This window comes from Paracoccus caeni (assembly GCF_016629665.1).
GTDB lineage: Bacteria > Pseudomonadota > Alphaproteobacteria > Rhodobacterales > Rhodobacteraceae > Paracoccus > Paracoccus caeni.
In genome coordinates, this window is the sequence record NZ_JAEPRQ010000010.1 from 70,821 (window position 1) to 89,417 (window position 18,597).

Annotated in this window: 17 protein-coding genes; 5 read left to right on the forward strand and 12 right to left on the reverse strand. The window is 60.8% G+C overall.

The features are described 5' to 3' along the window. Positions 1-254: 254 nt before the first annotated feature. On the forward strand, positions 255-548 hold the full coding sequence (locus JJJ17_RS18600) for a helix-turn-helix domain-containing protein (RefSeq protein ID WP_325168838.1): 294 nt from the start codon (positions 255-257) through the stop codon (positions 546-548). Between the two features lie 70 nt (positions 549-618). Here the strand turns inward: JJJ17_RS18600 and JJJ17_RS18605 are convergent, their stop codons facing one another. The 4 genes from JJJ17_RS18605 to JJJ17_RS18620 form a co-directional block, all read right to left on the reverse strand. Further along, positions 619-873 (reverse strand): hypothetical protein, encoded by a 255-nt coding sequence (locus tag JJJ17_RS18605; protein ID WP_200689158.1) that lies wholly within the window; start codon positions 871-873, stop codon positions 619-621. Then, positions 870-2,903: an AAA family ATPase gene (locus JJJ17_RS18610; protein WP_200689165.1), complete on the reverse strand. Its 2,034-nt coding sequence runs from the start codon at positions 2,901-2,903 to the stop codon at positions 870-872. The genes JJJ17_RS18605 and JJJ17_RS18610 overlap by 4 nt, the downstream gene beginning before the upstream one ends. A gap of 71 nt (positions 2,904-2,974) precedes the next feature. Continuing rightward, positions 2,975-3,925, reverse strand: a complete 951-nt coding sequence (locus tag JJJ17_RS18615) for a GIY-YIG nuclease family protein (RefSeq protein WP_200689166.1) — start codon at positions 3,923-3,925, stop codon at positions 2,975-2,977. A 213-nt stretch (positions 3,926-4,138) separates the two neighbouring features. Next, the gene (locus JJJ17_RS18620; RefSeq protein ID WP_200689167.1) at positions 4,139-4,675 is read right to left on the reverse strand and encodes a hypothetical protein; all 537 of its coding nucleotides are present in this window, start codon (positions 4,673-4,675) and stop codon (positions 4,139-4,141) included. A gap of 55 nt (positions 4,676-4,730) precedes the next feature. Between JJJ17_RS18620 and JJJ17_RS18625 the strand changes: the two genes are divergently transcribed. After that, complete coding sequence (locus tag JJJ17_RS18625; RefSeq protein ID WP_234464197.1) at positions 4,731-4,982, forward strand: hypothetical protein; 252 nt, start codon at positions 4,731-4,733, stop codon at positions 4,980-4,982. 308 nt (positions 4,983-5,290) lie between these two features. Further along, complete coding sequence (locus JJJ17_RS18630; protein WP_200689168.1) at positions 5,291-6,265, forward strand: zinc-binding dehydrogenase; 975 nt, start codon at positions 5,291-5,293, stop codon at positions 6,263-6,265. Between the two features lie 1,193 nt (positions 6,266-7,458). On the opposite strand, the gene JJJ17_RS18635 is transcribed toward JJJ17_RS18630, so the two are convergent. The 5 genes from JJJ17_RS18635 to JJJ17_RS18655 all read right to left on the reverse strand — a co-directional run bounded on the left by JJJ17_RS18635 (position 7,459) and on the right by JJJ17_RS18655 (position 11,706). Then, positions 7,459-7,638, reverse strand: a complete 180-nt coding sequence (locus JJJ17_RS18635) for a hypothetical protein (RefSeq protein ID WP_200689169.1) — start codon at positions 7,636-7,638, stop codon at positions 7,459-7,461. 467 nt (positions 7,639-8,105) lie between these two features. Then, a complete protein-coding gene (locus JJJ17_RS18640) occupies positions 8,106-8,825 on the reverse strand; it encodes an LrgB family protein (RefSeq protein WP_200689170.1) in 720 nt (239 codons plus the stop codon). Then, the gene (locus JJJ17_RS18645; RefSeq protein WP_200689171.1) at positions 8,818-9,198 is read right to left on the reverse strand and encodes a CidA/LrgA family protein; all 381 of its coding nucleotides are present in this window, start codon (positions 9,196-9,198) and stop codon (positions 8,818-8,820) included. The genes JJJ17_RS18640 and JJJ17_RS18645 overlap by 8 nt, the downstream gene beginning before the upstream one ends. Before the next feature lie 242 nt (positions 9,199-9,440). Beyond that, a complete protein-coding gene (locus JJJ17_RS18650) occupies positions 9,441-10,382 on the reverse strand; it encodes a bifunctional allantoicase/(S)-ureidoglycine aminohydrolase (RefSeq protein ID WP_200689172.1) in 942 nt (313 codons plus the stop codon). After that, a complete protein-coding gene (locus JJJ17_RS18655; RefSeq protein ID WP_200689173.1) occupies positions 10,375-11,706 on the reverse strand; it encodes a C4-dicarboxylate transporter DctA in 1,332 nt (443 codons plus the stop codon). The genes JJJ17_RS18650 and JJJ17_RS18655 overlap by 8 nt, the downstream gene beginning before the upstream one ends. Positions 11,707-11,827: 121 nt before the next feature. Between JJJ17_RS18655 and JJJ17_RS18660 the strand changes: the two genes are divergently transcribed. Continuing rightward, the gene (locus JJJ17_RS18660; RefSeq protein WP_200689175.1) at positions 11,828-12,709 is read left to right on the forward strand and encodes a LysR substrate-binding domain-containing protein; all 882 of its coding nucleotides are present in this window, start codon (positions 11,828-11,830) and stop codon (positions 12,707-12,709) included. Between the two features lie 242 nt (positions 12,710-12,951). Here the strand turns inward: JJJ17_RS18660 and JJJ17_RS18665 are convergent, their stop codons facing one another. Further along, positions 12,952-14,181, reverse strand: a complete 1,230-nt coding sequence (locus JJJ17_RS18665; protein WP_200689176.1) for an NAD(P)/FAD-dependent oxidoreductase — start codon at positions 14,179-14,181, stop codon at positions 12,952-12,954. 47 nt (positions 14,182-14,228) lie between these two features. Next, positions 14,229-16,286, reverse strand: coding sequence for a catalase (locus JJJ17_RS18670; RefSeq protein ID WP_200689178.1), 2,058 nt, complete (start codon positions 16,284-16,286; stop codon positions 14,229-14,231). Positions 16,287-16,689: 403 nt separating this feature from the next. Between JJJ17_RS18670 and JJJ17_RS18675 the strand changes: the two genes are divergently transcribed. Next, the gene (locus tag JJJ17_RS18675; RefSeq protein WP_234464198.1) at positions 16,690-17,331 is read left to right on the forward strand and encodes an alpha/beta hydrolase; all 642 of its coding nucleotides are present in this window, start codon (positions 16,690-16,692) and stop codon (positions 17,329-17,331) included. Here the strand turns inward: JJJ17_RS18675 and JJJ17_RS18680 are convergent. Continuing rightward, positions 17,326-18,510: a LysR family transcriptional regulator gene (locus JJJ17_RS18680; RefSeq protein WP_200689179.1), complete on the reverse strand. Its 1,185-nt coding sequence runs from the start codon at positions 18,508-18,510 to the stop codon at positions 17,326-17,328. The genes JJJ17_RS18675 and JJJ17_RS18680 overlap by 6 nt on opposite strands. Between the last annotated feature and the right edge of the window lie 87 nt (positions 18,511-18,597).

Genomic DNA, 18,597 nt, shown 5'->3' on the forward strand with positions numbered 1-18,597 from the left:
TGACGTGGCAGAAGCAGTTGGGGTTCAGGAGGGTCCGAGGTCGGGATCAGACCGATGTCAGGGCAAATTGCGATCCCGGACGGATCAGCCTGATCATCATCAAGCAGGGCGATGATATGGGCGGAGGCGGCTCGATCAAAATGTTCTGCGTCATGCAATCACCGGCATCTTTACGGGGCAGGGCCCGGGCTTATGGATGAGAGCGTATACATAAAAAACTTCTAGGTCCATAGAATACTTCATGGATTAGAGCCGTGGTCATCGGGTCTATCCTCGCTATGGAAAAACCCGCATCGCCCCTTGTCATCGCCTTTGCCCGGGTCATCCGGCGACACCGGCTGGAACTTGGTATTACCCAGGAAGAACTTGCGCTCAGCGCTGGCCTCAGCCCGCGATACGTCTCCTTGCTGGAGACGGTGAAGCATCGCCCCAGCCTTGCAACCATGGAGGCATTGGCAAGACGTCTCGGTGTGCCGCTTTCCGTGTTGATCCTGCAAGCCGAAGAAGACCTGGCGCGCGACAACGTCAAACCTTCGATACGTTCGTAGACGAGGTCATGATCGTGTCACGCTCCGATGATCAAAACGGTCGCTGATCCCCGGTCGGCTCTGAGCCTGTTCACGGCCCCTGGGCATCGACTGCGCCATCATCAGCGCCGCTGGCTGCCTGCGCGGATCCGCTGATGGCCGCCAGCAGCTCTCTGAGACGTTCGGCGCGCTCGCGGGCCAGCATCGCGCCGCGGGCCATGGCGGCCCCCTGCAGATCGCCGATACCTTCGGCGGCCCAGAACATCAGGTCGAGAAGCTCGATCAGCGCCGCCATATGATCGCGGGCGTCCGCCGTCAGCGCCGGCAAGGTGATGTCGTCTGTCATAGCCCGTCCTCCGGTTCGGGCAGGGCCTGCGCAGCGAGCCCGTTGTTGGGCCCTTCGATCACCCGCTCGACGCAGAGGCGATCCGCGAGGGCGATCACCTCGTCGCGGCGTGTGCAGAGCAGTGCCGTCGCCTGACACATGGCCGCCTGCAGGCAGGCATCGATGCGTGCCCGCAGCGCAGGATCGGCGGCCAGGATGGGGTTTGGATCGGAGACATAAACCAGCCCGGTTGCGCCGAGCCCATAGGCCAGCTCAAGCCTGACCGCGATCCCGGTCGCCTGTGCCAGATCGCTGCGCGCGCCGTCGCCCGACCCGATCGAGACATCGCCGAGGATCAGTTCTTCCGCAGCGCGTCCTGCCAGCAGGCAGATGATGTCATCGATCAGATCCGCCCGGGTCGGGATTTTGGCCGGCGGTCTGGCCTCGACATGGCCGCCAGACGGACCAACATGGATCTCGCGGATACGGCCACGTCCGAGCGCGGTGATGGCGATGGCATGGCCGGCTTCATGCACCGCCACCCGACGGATGGTCGCGCTGTCCTCCTCCGTCAGCCCAAGGGTGAGGACGATGTCCTGCAATGCCAAAGGCCGCCCCGCGCCCCGCGCGCGACCGCGTGCCGCGCGGATGGCGGCGTCGAGATCAGCCGGGGTCTTGCCGATGAGCCGGGGTGCAAGGCGTGTAATCGTCTCGTCGTCGAGAGCGCCTCGCAGGTGATGGGACAGGACGCGGATGATGGCGTGGCGCCCCGGCAGTGGCACCCGGACGATCCTGTCGAGCCTGCCGGGGCGACGCAGCGCGGCATCGAGGGCATCAACGTCATTGCAGGCAGCAACCACGGCGACGCCTTCGATCCGCGTGGCGCCGTCCAGGAGTTCGAGAAGGGCGTTGATGACCTGCCGGCGATAGTTCTCGGCGTGCCTGTCAGGGCTTTTGCGGTCGCCTGCGCCGTCGATCTCATCCAGAAACAGCACGCAGGGCGCTGCTGCCTGCGCCTCGGCGAAGGTCGCCCGCATCTCACGCAGCATCTGCCCCAGATGACCAGCGGCCTGCCACGCCGAAAGGCTGCCCTGGATCAGGGGCACGCCAGCGGATGCGGCGATGGCCCGCGCCAGCCAGGTCTTGCCGGTGCCGGGCGGGCCATGGAAGAGGACCGAGCGCGTCATCTCTGACCAGCCGATCTGGCCCGCCGCCCAGGCCTTGAGATCACCCACTAATTGCCGTGCGGCGTCTTCTGCGGCACCATAGCCACCGATGTCGTCCAGTGTCGGGCCATTGCTGGGGCGAAGGGCGCGGGTCAGGCGCTGCAGTTCGGCAAGTTGCGTCTCGCGAATGCGGTGCCGAAGGGCGAAGCGCAGACCGGCTGCGGGCAGCTGCCGCAAGGCCGCATCGGTCGGCAGCTTCGCCGCGATGGCGCTGTAGCCATCGCCGCGCAAACTGAGTGCAGCCGCAATCAGCGACCGGTCGGGCGGGCCGAGCCGAATGGGTTCGGGAAGCATTCTGGCGATCCGGACGGGCAGGGACGCGCCAGCCTCGATGATCAGCACATGGGGGGTGGTGCCACGGCTGATCGCGTTCAGCGCGTGTTGCATCTTGCTGGCCGTCGATGCTGCCCCGCTGCCCTCGGGTGCGGGCAGGCAGGTCAACGCGACCTTGCGGCGCCGGTCATCGTCCCCGAGCACTTGCGTCAGCAGCGCTTTGATATCTACGACCATGTCACTGTCGGTCACCTGCAGAACAGTCACCGCGCCGGTGCCGGTCATGGCCGCGAAGGCCGTGCGGGTGGGGAAGGCACGGCAGAGCGCGGCAAGGGCGATGGCACGCATCGGGTCGTCGGCCAACCGGCGGCGGGGGGTCTCGGGCTCGCCCCAGGCTGGCAAATCCTCAAGCTCCTCTTCAACATCCGAGAGCCGCCCCTCGACGAGTGCGGAGAACACCTCGGGCGACATCTCGGCCTGAGGCTGGGGATCAAGCGTGCCGACATCAAGCGACGCGACGACGGACCGGTAATGGGCGAGCCAGGTGGGCATGGGCATCTCCAGCGGCAGGAGGTGGTTCGGAGGGGGTGCAGATGAGGTCGCGGCGGAGGGTGCGCGCGAGGTCAGGGCGAACCGGAGCCTCCGGTGGGCTTTGCTGCGATCTCGTCCAGGCAGCGATGCAGCACCGGCGCCAGGTCGGTCCGGTAGACCTCGCTGACGACGTTCAGGACGCCGCGATAGACCTCCGGCGGGACGAGCGATCCGGGGTGATCGCGCGACAGCCGTGCGTGCAGGGCCTTCTCGAGAACGCAGGCGGCATGACCGGTGGCGATCCTGAGACGACGCAGCAACGTGATCCTTGCCTCCTTCGGCAGCCCCAACTGATGCCGGAAGCGCTTCTGCGGATTGGCGCTATAGCCGAGCTTGAGGAGGTGAAGGGGGCCGTGCCGGATCTCGACGAGATAGATCTGGCTTGGCTTTGCCGTCCAGCTTTGCCCGCAACCGGCGCAGTCGCATTGCCCCCAGTTGAGATTGGCACGGGCGATCCGCTGCACGTGGCCGCAGCGATGACGATAGAGATGATAATTGGCATTGCCCTGTGGATCAGGGGCGATGCGGGTCCAGCCGAGGCGGGCTGCCTTCCGCCGTTCCTTGGCCGCAAAGCAGGTCTCGCAGCGTGCGTCGGCCAGACCCGCGGCCATCCGGTCGATGAACTCGAACTGACGGCGCAGCACATGGCCGCAGGGGGCGCGGTAAAGGCCATATGGCGTCGCGACCGGATCGGGGCCGAGATAGGTCAGACCGGCGGATTTGGCCTGTGCCGCGCGCGCGGTCTCAAGGCAGTGTCGGCAGATCGGTCGCGTGCTCATCAGCACGAAGAGGCGGACAACGCTGATCTGGCCACAGCTCCGGCAGCGCAGCGCCAGATGATAGCGGTCCCGCACGCGGGCAACCAGGTCAAACCCTTTGAGCTGAGCCATCTGGCGCCAGTGATCATGCAACAGGCCGGGATGGATGGTGAGCTCGGGCGCGAGGGCAGGGCAGTTCTGCCCGACAGCGGTGTTGGTGGTCATGAGACGCCTCCGAAGATCGTGGCAAGGATCATCTCCGGTCCCGCGACGTCGGGGCCGGATGTGCTGCCCTTGGGGCAGGCAGACAGGGTTCGGGGGGCTACGAGGAGGGAGCTGCGCGGCAGAGAGCAGCAATGGCGACATCTGACCAGCATGCGGCTGGTGCAAATAACGGGGGTTCGCCACTTGGGAGCGGCGTCTGCCGAATGGCCGCGATCAGGTGGGCGCAGGCACTGTCAGGCCAACGTTGGCCTGCGGATCATCGAATTCGGCCGGATCGACACAGGCGGAGAGGCCTGCCAGATCGTCAAGGCGCAGACCGGCCGTATAGAGCATTTGCCGCACCCGACGGGCCGTGGCATCCGTGCCAGCGCAGGTGAAGAGCTTTGCGTGACGCTTGAAGCTCATCTGCAGCGACAGGAATTCCGCCGATGATCCGGAGTTAATCAACGCGGAGATCAAGAGCGCCATCCGCTTCAGCGGCTGATCTTCCGCCCGTGTGCTCACCGCCGCGCGGATCTCATCGATCCTCGCCCGGACAGTGTCGCGCGCGGTTTCCGCATCACGGTGCCAGTCGAGAAACGCCGGATCGAACGAGGCGACATCCTCGATGTCCCGCTCCGCCTCAATGTAGGAGGCCAACGCGCCCAGAAACCGCGAGAATGCCCGCGAAATCGTCGTATGGGTGAAATGCGCCGCAGCCGACGCCGCTTCCGTCACGCCAATCGGCGTGCTAGTCATCGAAATAGCCATGAGTGATCTCCTAAGGATCGGTTATGGTTAGGGCGGGGCAAGGGGGTAGGATCCCTTGCCTGCGCTCGCATTATATGGCACCATTAAACAGAAAATCAAGAAAATAGTTTGTGTCATGGCAAAAAAACGCGGTCGTCCTTCGGTTGATAGTGAGTCGATAAATCTTCGGCTTCCCCGCGAGCTTATTCAGGCGCTTGATGATCGTCGTCGCATTGAAGAGGATCTGCCGACCCGACCGGAAATGATACGCCGGGCGCTGGTCGAATGGCTGGCAATGACCGGCGATAACGGTGGCCATCAAGAGTGACGACAGGTCTCCAGGCCAACTTGTAAATTGGCGCTTGCCTCGTTGAACAGAAAATCTGACCCTTTCGTTGGGCGTTGGGCGTTGGGCGTTGGGCGTTGGGCGTTGGGCGTTGGGCGTTGGGCGTTGGGCGTTGGGCGTTGGGCGTTGGGCGTTGGGCGTTGGGCGTTGGGCGTTGGGCGTTGGGCGTTGGATTGATAGCTGCGCGGTGTCTGTTGCAGGGGGCAGTTGCCAAGGGCAAACTGGTGCCGTGCCGCATTCTCGCTGGATCACGCCTGTGTCCACGCCCAAAATCAATAATGGAGTATTCTATGCGCAGTGCAATCCACCGGACATTCGGAGAACCGGCTGAGGCGCTGAGCCTTGGCGACAGCCCGGTCCCACAGCCCGGTTCGGGTGAGGTGCGGATCAAGACGATCCTGTCGCCGATCCACAACCATGACCTTTGGACCGTGCGGGGCAGCTATGGTTACAAGCCCGAGCTTCCGGCCATAGGAGGATCTGAGGCGGTGGGCGTTGTCGATGCCTTGGGCCCCGACGCCGAGGCGGTGCTGGGCCAACGCGTCGCGGTCGCTTCGGTCCATGGCGCGTGGGCGGAGTATTTCATCGCTCCCGCAAAAGCGCTGCTGCCGCTGCCGGATACCATCCCGGACGAGGCTGCCGCGCAGCTGATCTCCATGCCGTTCAGCGCGATCTCGCTTCTGGAATTTCTGGACGTGCAGAGAGGTGACTGGATCATCCAGAACACCGCCAACGGCGCGGTCGGCAAGATCGTGGCGATGTTGGCAAAATCGCGTGGCGTGAACACCATAAATCTGGTTCGCCGCGATGCGGGCGTCGACGAACTGGACGCCGTGGGCATCAGCAACGCCATCTCGACCGCTTCGGAAGGCTGGCAGGACCGGGCGCGCGCCTTGAGCGGTGACGCCCCGATCCGGGCCGCGGTCGATTCCATCGGCGGCAGCGCCAGCACCGAGCTGATCCGGCTGTTGGGCGAAAACGGCACGCTCGTGTCCTTCGGCACAATGGCGGGTGAGCCGATGTTGATCCCGTCGGGCGATGTAATCTTCAAGCAGGCTGTGGTCAAAGGTTTCTGGGGCGCGAAGGTCAGCGCCGCCATGGCGCCGCAAAAGCGGGTGGCGCTGATCGGAGAGCTGCTGCAACTGGTGGTTGGCGGAGAACTGAAGCTGCCGGTCGAGGCGGTCTTCAGCCTTGACCAGATCGCCGATGCCGTCAAATCATCGCTGGCGCCGGGTAAGGCCGGCAAAGTCCTGCTGCGCCCGTGAGGAGGCCGCGATGATCGCCAATGTTCTGGTCGGATTTGAGCAGCAAGGGGCGGTCTGGATGGCGTAGAATACGAGATGCCACCCACATGCCTGAAGGTATCAGTGCGTCATGACCTTGACTGCGATCGTTGTTCACGGACGGGGAGAGGGGCCGAGCTTCAACACTGCGACCATGGTGAAGGGAGTTCCCGTCCCCGGACGCCGCCACATCCTGGCGGGTATTGGCGGCACCTTGTTCGATGTAGGAGGCGGCTTGAACTGTCCATGTGCCAGAAGAGCAAGATGGTCGGGCTCGACAGATGAGGGCTTCCCCAGCTTGCCGGCAAAGGTCGATTCTTGTGGCGTTGCCACCTCTGGGACAGCAAGATCGGGAGATTGCTCCAGCCCCGGTGTTGAGGCAACGTCGCGACGTTCGGCATCTCGGCAGAAGTAGCCGGGTGCGACCTCTCATGGCGCCGGCGACAGTAGCGCGCTGATACGGAAGACGTCTGTGGACCTGAGGTGACGCGGGCAGAACGCAGATCGCAACCTTTGATCGACCGCCATGCAGTATGGTTCCAGGGAGTCGCGCAAAACAGGACATGTGCCGTCGCTGCGGGCCCTATTTTTATTAGGTTAATTTTACCCGATATTCATAATAGCAAGATATTTAACCTATTAAAATTAGGCCGTCGGAAACTGAACTGGTAGAGCCGGATGATATCAAAAGGCGTAGCGCCAGCGAAGCGCGGGCTTTGAGATTACAGGCGGTCTCGCGACCTGAATAGGCCGCCCCGTGGCAAGGTGGCGGAACCGCTCATTTGAGCTGATCGCCGCGGATCTCTGGGTATTGAGGCGGGGACTGCATCTGTGCGCGGTGTTGTTAGCCATGACGAGATCGGCGTAGCATCGGCGTCGCCAGCTCTCATGAACGCACGTTCGCTGCTGATGTGATCCACTGGTTAACCAATAGTCTAACGGCCCGTGGTTCTACTCCTCGTGACGCGAAACGCCGGCGTCTGTAGAATACAGCAGCCGGAAGGCGTCGGCATTGATAGGGCTGCCGGTGAATCTGGAGCAAGGTGATACGCGTCCCTCCCTGCTCAGATTATGCTGACCGGCTCTCAGCCACTTTGTCTGACATCTTATTGCAGTCGCGAAGCACAATTTGGATCGACACAACGCTGCCGAGATCAGATCAAGGGTCGGCGCTATCAGCGCCTGCGGGCGCGGGTCGAGCTTTCGCTGGTGAGCTTGTGCGGGGTGCTCTGTTCGGCGCGCTTTTTTACCGGGCCGTAGGGCTCAAAACAGCGAATTTGTTCATCTTCCACGAAATGAAAGCATGGGGTCCAGATTTCTGCTTTTTGCCAAAGAAAAAAGGAGAATACGCTCAAATTTAGCCCATTTTAGGCGGTGAATTGGTGTCGTTTAATTTTAAATTCAAATTTAAATTTAATGTGCATCTCCCGCGAACCAAAAACATGGTCAAATTTTAATATTATTTGTCTGTATGGTCATGCCGAGCCGCGGTTTTTTGGGAAATAGACAAGGCTTCGAGTGCACGAAGTGTTTCGACGTCGCACTTCGCTAGGCGTCATGCGCAGACTACGTCACCGCAGGCGAATGCTTATGGATCGCCACAAAAGCCCGAGATCGAATACAGACATATGCATTGTTCAGGCATCGGCCGCTCAGCGAAAGCCCATAGGCGTCTCCCCGTTCAGCAACACAGTTGAAGCTTCCGATCTCCGTATTGCAGCGCGGGTAGGGTGGGCGGTCGTGGCGCCACTGGGACGAAATTTTCCATAGAGATACCTTCCTTTTCAAAGAAAATATCGGGTTATCAAACTGTCGGATGAAACTACTGGCCGAAAAACTTTAACGCGAAAGGTGCTATAATCGCGGTTAGAACCGCGTTCAGCCCCATTCCGATCCCGGAAAACGCGCCGGCTGTCTGGTTCACTTGAAACGCCCGCGCGGTTCCAATCCCGTGGGCAGCGACACCGGCGGCAAAGCCTCGGGCGCGCCAGTCACGGACCTTGAGTAGGTCAAGCAGCGGCGTCACCACGATTGCGCCAAAGATCCCCGTCAAGAGCACCAGTGTCGCTGTCAGTGTCGGCTGCCCACCGATCCTCTCAGCAATACCAATGGCCACCGGCGCGGTCGTTGATTTTGGTGCAAGGGAGGCAAGAACCTCGCCCTCGATTCCGAAATGGTAAGCGATCCCGAGCGCCGACAGGACTGCAACCCCTGAACCGACGAGTAGCCCCGCTATCATCGGAAAGGCAGCTTTTCTAACCCGCGGTAGATTGTCGAACAGTGGCAGGGCGAGTGCGACTGTTGCCGGCCCCAGCATGAAATGCACGAACTGCGCGCCTTCGAAATAGGTCTGGTAATCGGTCCCTGTGGACCACAGCAGCAGCGCCAGCAGAAACACCGCGATCATCACCGGATTGGCCCAGCTTTGCCGGTCTGCTGCCTGAAACAGCCGATCCCCAATCAGATAGGCGACCAGTGTCGCCGTCAGCCACAACAGCGGACCTTCCGCCAAATAGGACCAGATCAGCAGGGGATCAGTCATCCGACCTCTCCTTCATCGCCGACGGATCATCGGCCCCCGTCCACCGCGCCACCGCCGCAAAAACCAACGCTCCGCTCCCGATTGCCAAGACCGTCGACACACAGATCGCCAGCGCCAGCCCGATCCCGTAATCGCGGATCACGCCCAGATGCGCTATGACTCCTACGCCTGCAGGCACGAAGAACAGTGACAGATGTGATAGCAGACCCTGCGTGACCGGGCGCAGTTTGTCAGCCAATGCGGGCCGCATGAGGCAAGCGCAGATCAGCAGGCACAACCCCACAACGGGTCCCGGCAAGGGAAGATCCAGCAGCCGCGAGAGAAGCTCTCCCGTCAATTGAAATATCAAAATTATGGCGAGAGAGATGATCATCGGAAATAAACCATTCTGGCGCCATAAATAATGCCAAACGCAGCCAGCACAATAAATGCTCTTTGCCAGAAATCGATTCTAGAAACCGCCATCTATGGTTCGTCCTGTTGGGCCGCTGTCCACATCCTCACAGTTTTCACTGTCATGTGCCATGCTGCCAGCGGTAATCCACCTTCCCGTTAGGTGCTCCGCTGGCGCGCAGGTTGTGCTCTCTTTACGCTGGTTCGCCGGAATCGCGCAATTTAAGTTTGCCGCCAAAGGCCCGCATGCCGGTTCACATCCTTATAAAGCAGATACCGGAACCTTCCCGGCCCGCCTGCATAGCAGGCTTGCGGACAGAAAGCGCGAAGCCACATGTAGTCACCTGCTCCGACCTCGACCCAATCACGGTTCAGGCGATAGACCGCCTTGCCTTCCAGCACGAACAGGCCATGCTCCATCACATGGGTTTCGGCGAAGGGGATCGATCCCCCCGGCTGCAAGGTGACCAGAGTGATATGCATGTCATGGCCCAGATCAGCGGGGTCCATGAAGCGGGTGGTGGCCCATGCGCCTTCGGTGTCAGGCATCGGCGATGGCGCGATGTCCTGTTCGCGGGTCACAAAGACAGATGGTTTCTGCACCCCATTGCAGGGTTGCCAGCGCTTTCGCCACCAGTGAAAGCCGGTATTGCCCGGCGTGCAGTTTTGAACTGACCAGCGGGTTCCGGCGGGGATATAGGCAAAGCCGCCGGGCTTCAGGAAATGTTCGGTCCCATCGATCGTCACACACATCTCACCGCCGGTAACGAATAGCGCGTGCTGCACCTCGGGGTCGTCATCGGGCTGATCGCTGCCACCACCCTCGACCAGTTCGACGATATATTGACTAAAGGTTTCGGCGAATCCTGTCAGTGGGCGGGCAAGGATCCACATCCGCATCCCGGCCCACCCCGGCAGATAGCTGGTCACGATATCGCGCATAACCGTGCGCGGAATGACGGCATAGGCATTGGTGAAGACCGCGCTATCCGTCGTCAGTCCGGTTTGCGGTGGCAGGCCCGCGACGGGTCCTGCATAGGGGATATGACGGGATCTCTCCTCGGGCACGATGGCAACATCGCCGGTGGGTGCGCCCTTGGGCGGACTGTCCACGGTATCGGCCGGATCATCCCGCAATTGATGGGCAAGAGTCCCGTTATCCATGACGCAATTGCTCCTCTGACACGCTCAGCGGCTGGTCTTCTTCAAGGATGTCGAGACTGTCCATTTGCTCGCCGTCAAGGATCCGACGCGCGCGGTCATGATCGATATCACCGACCCAGGATGCGACGGCGATGGTTGCCACACAGTTGCCCAGATAGTTGCCCAAGGCGCGGGCGATGCCCATGAACCAATCGACCGACAGCACCAGAACCAGACCGATGGCGGGAATCGCAGGAACCGCCGTCAAGGTCGCGGCAAGGATGACGATAGCCGAGCCCGGAACCCCGTGCGCCCCTTTTGAGGTGATCAGCGCGACACCAAGAATGGTCAGCAAATCGATGAAGGCCAGATCGGTATTCGTCGCCTGCGCAATAAACAGGGCCGCAAGTGTCAGGTAGATCGAGAACGCATCCAGGTTGAAGCTATAGCCGGTCGGCACGACCAGGCCGACGGTAGAGTCCTTGATGCCCAGATGTTCCAGCTTGCGCATGGTTTGCGGCAGAACGCTGTCGCTGCTGGTGGTGCCTGCGACGATGCCAACCTCGGTCCGAAGATAACGGATCAGCTTGATGACGCTGAAACCCGACATCCGCATGACCAGACCCAGAATGGCAAAGACGAAGATCGCCACCGCAATGTAGAACAGCGCGACCAGATAACCCAACTGCGCCAGCGAACCGATCCCATAGGTGCCGACTGTGTAAGAGATTGCGCCGAAGACGCCAAAGGGGGCCAGTCGGACGATGAAGGACATGATCCGGAAGGTTGTATCGCCCGCCAGTTCGATCATCGACAGCAGCGGCCGCCCGCGATCGCCCAGCAGCGACAGCGCACAGCCGAACAGGATCGCGACCAGCAGGACCTGCAATACGTCGCCCGTCGCAAAGCCACTGAAGATCGTGGTCGGGATCAGCTTCATCAGGAACTCGACGGTGCCGCCATCGCTGACTTCATGGGCGCGGTCCATGTAGGCGCCAAGGGCCGAGGCATCCAGTGTGCTGGTATCGATGTTCATTCCGGCGCCGGGCTGGAAGATGTAGGCCAGCGCGATGCCCAAGATCAGCGCGACCGTGGTGATCACCTCGAAATAAATGATCGCGCGCACACCGACCCGGCCGACCTTCTTGATATCGCCGGCCCCGGCAATGCCGTGGACGACGACGCAGAAGACGATGGCCGGGATCAGCATCTTGATCAGCTTGATGAATCCGTCACCCAATGGCTTCATGCTTGCTGCAAATTCCGGTGCCGCGAAGCCCGCGATCACACCCAGAACCAGCGCGAAACAGACCTGTCCGAACAAGGACCGCGTCCAGCTTGGCATATTCCCAATCTCCCTGAATCATGCGGCATTATGACGCCGCCTTTTTTTGATGCCGGGAACTCTTGGTCAGAAATATATCTGAGTCTAATATCGTTTTGCGCGGAATCTATATGGTTTTGATATGAGAATACGTCAGCTTCACTGTTTCGTCGTGTTGGCCGAAGAACTGAACTTCACTCGCGCGGCAAAGCGTCTGAATATGTCGCAACCGCCGCTAAGCCTGCAGATTCAGTCGCTTGAACGAGCCTTGGGCGCCGACCTGTTTCACCGCAGCAGCCGCAAGATGACACTGACCCAAGCAGGTGAAGTGCTGCAGCGCCGCGCCAAAAATATTCTGGCCCAGCATGATCGCGCTATCCTAGAGGTGCGCGAGGCTATTGCGGGACATCACGGCGTGCTGGATATCGGAACGACCGGATCGATCCTGCGCGCCGGTCTGGCCGATCTGCTGGCGCGATTCTGCCGCGAATTTCCCGGCATCACCGTGCGTCTGCATGAAGAGGCTCCGGCCCTGCAAATCAGCGACCTCATCAGCGGCCGGATGGACGTGATCTTCAACAGATCGCCGCCCGCGCATGACGACCTGACCTGCGAACTGGCGTGGAAAGAGGATATGGTCGTGATGCTGCCCGCCGATCATCCGCTGGGCGCACAGGACACGCTTTCGCTGGACGATCTGCGCAGCGAACGTCATGTGATCCTGCGTCCCGACAGTTCAGACTTCGCGGCCTACATCATGTCCCTGATCTCGCATGGCGGCATGCGCCCTCGGATTTCCCAACAGGTCGTGGACGCGCAGTCTATCCCCAGCCTGGTCGCCGCCGGGTTCGGCATCAGCGTCCTGCCCGCCGGGATCGCCAAACTGACCTCTGGCCCGCTGATTTCACGCCCTATCGCGCCGGAAAGCCCCGTATCAGAGATTTTCACCGTCTACAGCAGACATCAACGAAGCCCGGTGACCGAGACGTTTTTGCGCATGGCCCGTTTGGCGCGATCTTGGTGATGCTCGCTGCCGGAAGGTAGCGAGTGTGTCGAGGGGGTGTTTCGGCATGCAATCTTGGGACCGAGTCGATTTGTATGGTGTCGACATGCTGAACGTTGGAGGCGTGCAAGCGGAAGGTCGATGCTTACGGTCCCGGCTACGCGCCCTAAGTTGATCCAATCAAAGCACAGCAGGCATCTGTATGCAAAATTATCATCTGACAGACCGCTCAATGCAGACTCAGCATTCTCCGACCCGGAAGTTCAGCGAAAGGTAAACAGATCTCCATCGGGGTCGGTTTTCCCTGCAATCGCAGCGCTAACGATCTGCGCGGCGATCATTGAAAAAGTGATGCCGTTCCCACCGAAGCCCATAACGGCTAATGCCCGTTCAAAGCCCGGCACTCGATCAATGATCGGCAGGCCGTCATTGGTGACGCTGAACGGGGCGGACCATGTATAGGCGGGTTTGCCGATGTTGACGCCGGTCAGTTCCTGAAGTTTCTCCGCGATGGTGCGCGCCTTCTGGGCCAGCTTCTCCGGGTCGGCATTCGTGTCCGAGGCATCTTCGTCCTCGCCGCCTGCGATCACACGACCTGTCTCATCAGTGCGGAAATAGAGATAGGGGTCGGCGGCTTCCCAGATGATGGTGTCGCGCATCCACCCCGGCAGTCCGCTCAGCGGGCGCGACGCCAGTGCCCAGGTTGAAGTGACATGGTGCGATTTGGTATTCATTTGCGGCAGATATTCATAGCCGGTGCAGAAGACTGCGTGTTCGGCCACCAGAACCTCACCCTTGCTGGTCGCAAGCGCAATACCGCCGGGCATTTCGGCCATGTCGGTGATCTCGACCGGAGAGACGATCCGGGCCTTGCGTGACAGCGCCGCAGCAAGCAGCCCCGCCGTCAATTGCGCCGGATTGGCCGAGGCCGAGGCCTGCGACAGGATCGCCGCCGGACGGTCCATGCTGTATGTTTCCAGCAATTCGGCCCGATTCAGATAGCGCGCCTCGATGCCTATCTCGTTGCGGGCCGTGGCCTCGTTCGCCAGCGCCCGCGCGCCCATCTGATCGCCCGCCAGATAAAGCGCGGGCTTTCTGCGCATCTGGCAGTCGATCTTCAGCTTGTGGGCCAATGCCACCAGATCATCAACCGCGCCGACCGAACGCAGCCATGCCCGATCCGCGCGATCCCGCCCGATTTTGCGTTGCAGGCGGGTCAGCGGCACGTCGATCTCGTGCTGGATCATCGCGGTCGAGGCGGGGGTAGAGCCGCGCACCGGCGGGCGGCGGTCGAGAATCAAGACCGAAAGGCGATTTCGGGTCAGCGCCTCGGCCACCAACGCGCCGCTGATGCCCGCGCCGACCACGATCACATCGAAGCGGTCGCGGGTCAGCCTTGTCTCGGCAGCGAGGGTGGAATGGGGCGTCTTCACCCAGAAGGGCGTGCCGGTGCGCAAATCGTCCTTGCGGGTATCAGTGTCGTGATCGGCCATCATCGCTCCGTGCAAAAAGGCCCGCCCCTGAGCGGGGCGGGTGGCTGTCAGGCCAGATCGCGGATATTCGGCTCGCGGTCCCAATAACGTCGGATCGCGAGGTCGGGCAGCGCGCCCAGCGTGCCCACACCGTCGTCAGATTCGATCCCGGCTCGGTCCAGCAAGGCCTGCGCCCCTTTATCATGGCCGATGGCCTTCAGATGGGCATAGGCGTCCATGACAAAGCCCAGTGCCGCCGCGTCACGGGAAAGCTTCTCGGCCTGATCCGCAGACAGGATCAGCGCCACGGCATCGAAGAGGACCGAGGGCGAACCCGCTAGTTGACCATCCGCCGCCATCTTTCCGCCCTTCAGATTCACCCCGCCGACCTTCGGCGCGATGGTAAAGGCGGTGCCGCCAGCCGCCTCGATCTGGGTGCGAAGCTGGTCGATTGCCGCCTTGTCCGAGCCTTCGGCGAAAAGGATGCCAACCTTGCGGGCTTGCAGCGTGGCGTTCCAGTTCTTCTGAATTGACAGCGCCTCCGAGGGATCAAGATCGACCGGATCGCGGAAAGGCACGGCGGCTTTGGGCAGCGTCATCGCCAGCCCGTCGGCGACCCGCTGTGCCAGCGCCTCGTCGATATTGCGAAGATGGCTCAGCACCCGCAGCCGCACATGCTCCAGCCCGACCTTGGACAATTCGAACACGAAGGCTGAGGCAATATGGGCCTGTTCGCTATCCGTCTGCGACCGCCAGAACATCCGCGGCTGGCTGTAGTGATCGCCGAAGGTTTCCGACCGGATGCGCAGCTTCTGCCCCTCGACCTGCTGCGGCGCGGTAGTGAAACCTTGATCCGAGGCGCGTGGTCCCGGCGCTTCACCTGCCTGATCCAGACTGTTCGGCTCGTAATTCGCGCGGCCTTTGGGAACCTGTGTCTGCATCATCCCGTCGCGCATCATATTGGCATAAGGGCACTTTGGCGCATTGATCGGGATCTGGTGGAAATTCGTGGTCCCAAGCCGTGATTTCTGCGTGTCGAGATAGCTGAACAGCCGCCCCTGCAACAGCGGATCATCGCTGAAGTCGATCCCCGGCACCACATTCGACGGCAGGAATGCCGCCTGTTCGTTCTCAGCGAAATGATTGTCCGGATTGCGGTCCAGAACCATTCGCCCGATGATCCGCAGCGGCACCACCTCTTCCGGGATGATCTTGGTTGCGTCCAGCACGTCATAGGGCAGGCTGTCGGCCAGCTTTTGATCGAACACCTGAATGCCAAGCTCCCATTCCGGGAAGTCGCCAGCGGCAATGGCTTCGTTCAGATCGCGGCGGTGATAATCGTTATCGGCCCCCTGCAACTTGGCGCTTTCATCCCAAACCAGCGACTGAACCCCAAGCTTCGGCCGCCAATGGAATTTGACGAAGCGTTCACCGCCCTCGGCATCGACCAGCTTGAACGTATGAACACCGAAGCCCTGCATCATCCGGTAACTGCGCGGAATGGCGCGGTCGGACATCGCCCAGATCACGGTATGCAGCGTCTCTGGCATTAGCGAGACGAAATCCCAGAAGGTATCATGGGCCGAGGCGGCCTGCGGATAGCCTTTATCGGCCTCCATCTTCACGGAATGAACCAGATCGGGGAACTTCAGCGCGTCCTGGATGAAGAAAACGGGGATATTGTTGCCGACCAGATCCCAGTTGCCCTCGTCGGTGTAGAACTTCGTCGCAAAGCCACGCACGTCGCGCGGTGTATCGACCGATCCAGCACCGCCAGCTACGGTCGAGAAGCGCACGAAGACCGGCGTCTTCTTACCCTTCTTCGCGAACAGGCTGGCGCGGCTGAGATCGGGGATCGCATCGGTGCATTCGAAATAGCCATGTGCGGTTGAGCCGCGGGCATGGACGATCCTTTCGGGGATGCGTTCGTGGTCGAAATGGAAGATCTTCTCGCGCAGAATAAAATCTTCCAGCAGCGTCGGGCCACGCGCTCCGGCGCGCAGGCTGTTCTGGTTGTCCGACACGGGCGCGCCGTGATTGGTGGTCAGGACCTCGCTGCCTGTCCGGGCGATCTGCTGCGTCTCGCCGCCATCGCCGATCTTGCTGTCATAGGGTTTCTTCGCCATCGCTCTGCCTTCCCGTCTGGGTGGGTGAAGCGCAGGTCAGGTTCGGTCTTGGCCTGCGAAAAGAAAACGCGATCCGGCGGGCCCAGTTCCAGATGAAAAAATGGAACTGGGAGGGAGAGAGGTCAGCGATCGTGCAGCCAGCACCGCCAGCTGCTGCACAGCACATCCGAAGTCCCCTTTGATCGACAGGCACTTCGCCTCTCTGCTCGCGCACCGACACCTGCAACATCGGCCCCACATCGCCGCGAAAGTTCCTTCCGTGATGCGGAACTTGGCTCGTTGCGGGGCGGAGTGTCTTCGCAGGTCATGAACAGCCTGATCGAAGGACCGATGGTGCCAGGCTTTTTTGAAGGGCTCACGGACGATATCGTTATCATATCGCACGGCGAGATCCGCATGCGGTATGGCGGATCAAGCGTTCCGGCTCGCGATGGACTTTCCGGCAAGTGTTGCCGGCCTGATCGTCATGGACGGTATTCCGATTTTCGAGATTTTGAGCCGAGCAGATTGGCGATTTGCGAAGAGTTGGTTTCGCTGGTTCTTCTTCGCCCAGAGTGAGAAGGCAGAGGCGGCAATTCAGACACGTCCTGACCTTTGGTGTCCTGCGGAATCTGCTGACGGCGAGGAAAACAGGGCAGATTATCTTGCCGCTACGAGAAATCCCGCGGTCGTGCGTGGCATGCTTGCGGACTATCAAGCCGGACTTGAGTTCGATTACGATGATGACAGACGCGACAAGGAAGCAGGGCGGCGTATAAAATGTCCCGTTGGCGTTCTTTGGTCACGTTATGACGACATGGAGAGCCTCTTTGGCGATCCGGCAACTCGTTGGACGGGTTGGACTGATCAGATTGCTTTACGACACGGCATCGCAAGCGGGCACCACATGGCCGAAGAAGCTCCTGACGAGGTCGCGGATCAGCTTCGCCTGTTTTTTTGCAGAGATGCGCTGACCTCTGACCCTTCCCACAAAGTCGCCGCCGGGGGTAAGCCACGGCAGCGATCTGCAACGAAATTGATCGGTGAAGCTTCCATCGATTTATGAGACAGGACGCTTTAGTCTCGGATCGAGCGTTCGAAATACCTTTTCAGCCATTCCTGTTCCGCGATCATCATCGCGCCAGGCCAGTTGCAGCACTATCCGAAAGTCGCGCGGTAGCGGGATCGCTTTGATCTCAGGCAATCGAATTGCAATTGTGCTCGGCAAGATCGAACAATAGCCGTGGTTCATTACAAGGTCGACGACAACCGGGATGCTGTCAATCTCGGTTAGTCGGACCTGAGATAACCAGTCAGGTCCGAGACGTTGTTCGAGAAATGCCTCAGCCACTTGACGAAGACCAGCTGCGCGCGAGGGTAGGGCCAAGCGCTGGCTTCGCACGGCAGTGAGCATGTGATCTGGTATCTCTTCACCCGACCTTTCCAAACTGTTCAACTGCGCGAAGAAAGACAACGAGCTACGTTGAATCTCGATGCCAAGAATCTTCGGATTGGTGACCGGCATGTCGATCAGGATCGCGTCGTAACGTTGTTGCTCCAGCCCTTCCAGCAGCGAATCCGCCAAAGCGGGTTGCAGATAAAGCGGTGTTTCAAACAATTTTGCCCAATTCGCGGCGATGCGCCCCAGAATCTGCGCCGAAGGGCTGTCCGGTGTTGCTGGCGGAATGGCGCCCAGTGACCAATGGCGTAGATGTCGGCGAAAGCGCAGTTCGGATGTGGAATCCAGTTGCGCCCATATATCGCGCAGACGGGTGACATGCGGCGCGATCCGTGCCCCTTCGGCAGATGCGCGAGAGCCGTTTCGCGTTCGCTGAATCAATTGGCGCCCCAAGCTGGTTTCCAGCATCGCCATCATCCGGGTCAGTTGCGGTTGGCCGACCTGCAAACGGCGCGCCGATTTTCGGATCGAACCTGATTGCAGAATGTCGGCGAATCGAAACAGCGCAATCAAAGAGGCGGGGCGGGTGATCGCGGGCGTCAGGCCGCCATGAACGTCGATGATTTCCTTTGCCGCGGCCTGAAGATGTGGCCTCAGCCGTGCCCCCTCTGCGGTCAGGATCAGGCCGGTTGCGCTTGGGATGAAAAGTTTGACCGATAAGGCCTTCTCGATTTTGCGAACGGCGTCCGACACCGTGGAAACCGGCGCGCCGGTGGCGCGGGCGGCACGTTGAACCCCCCCATGCAGCATCACCTTTTCGCAAAGCACGATACTGGAAACCTTCATGATCCACCTGATCCACAAGCCAGCCTAAATGGCATCAGCTATCCGAATTTTGGGATATACCATTATTTCAAGCGCCGCTCATAGTGA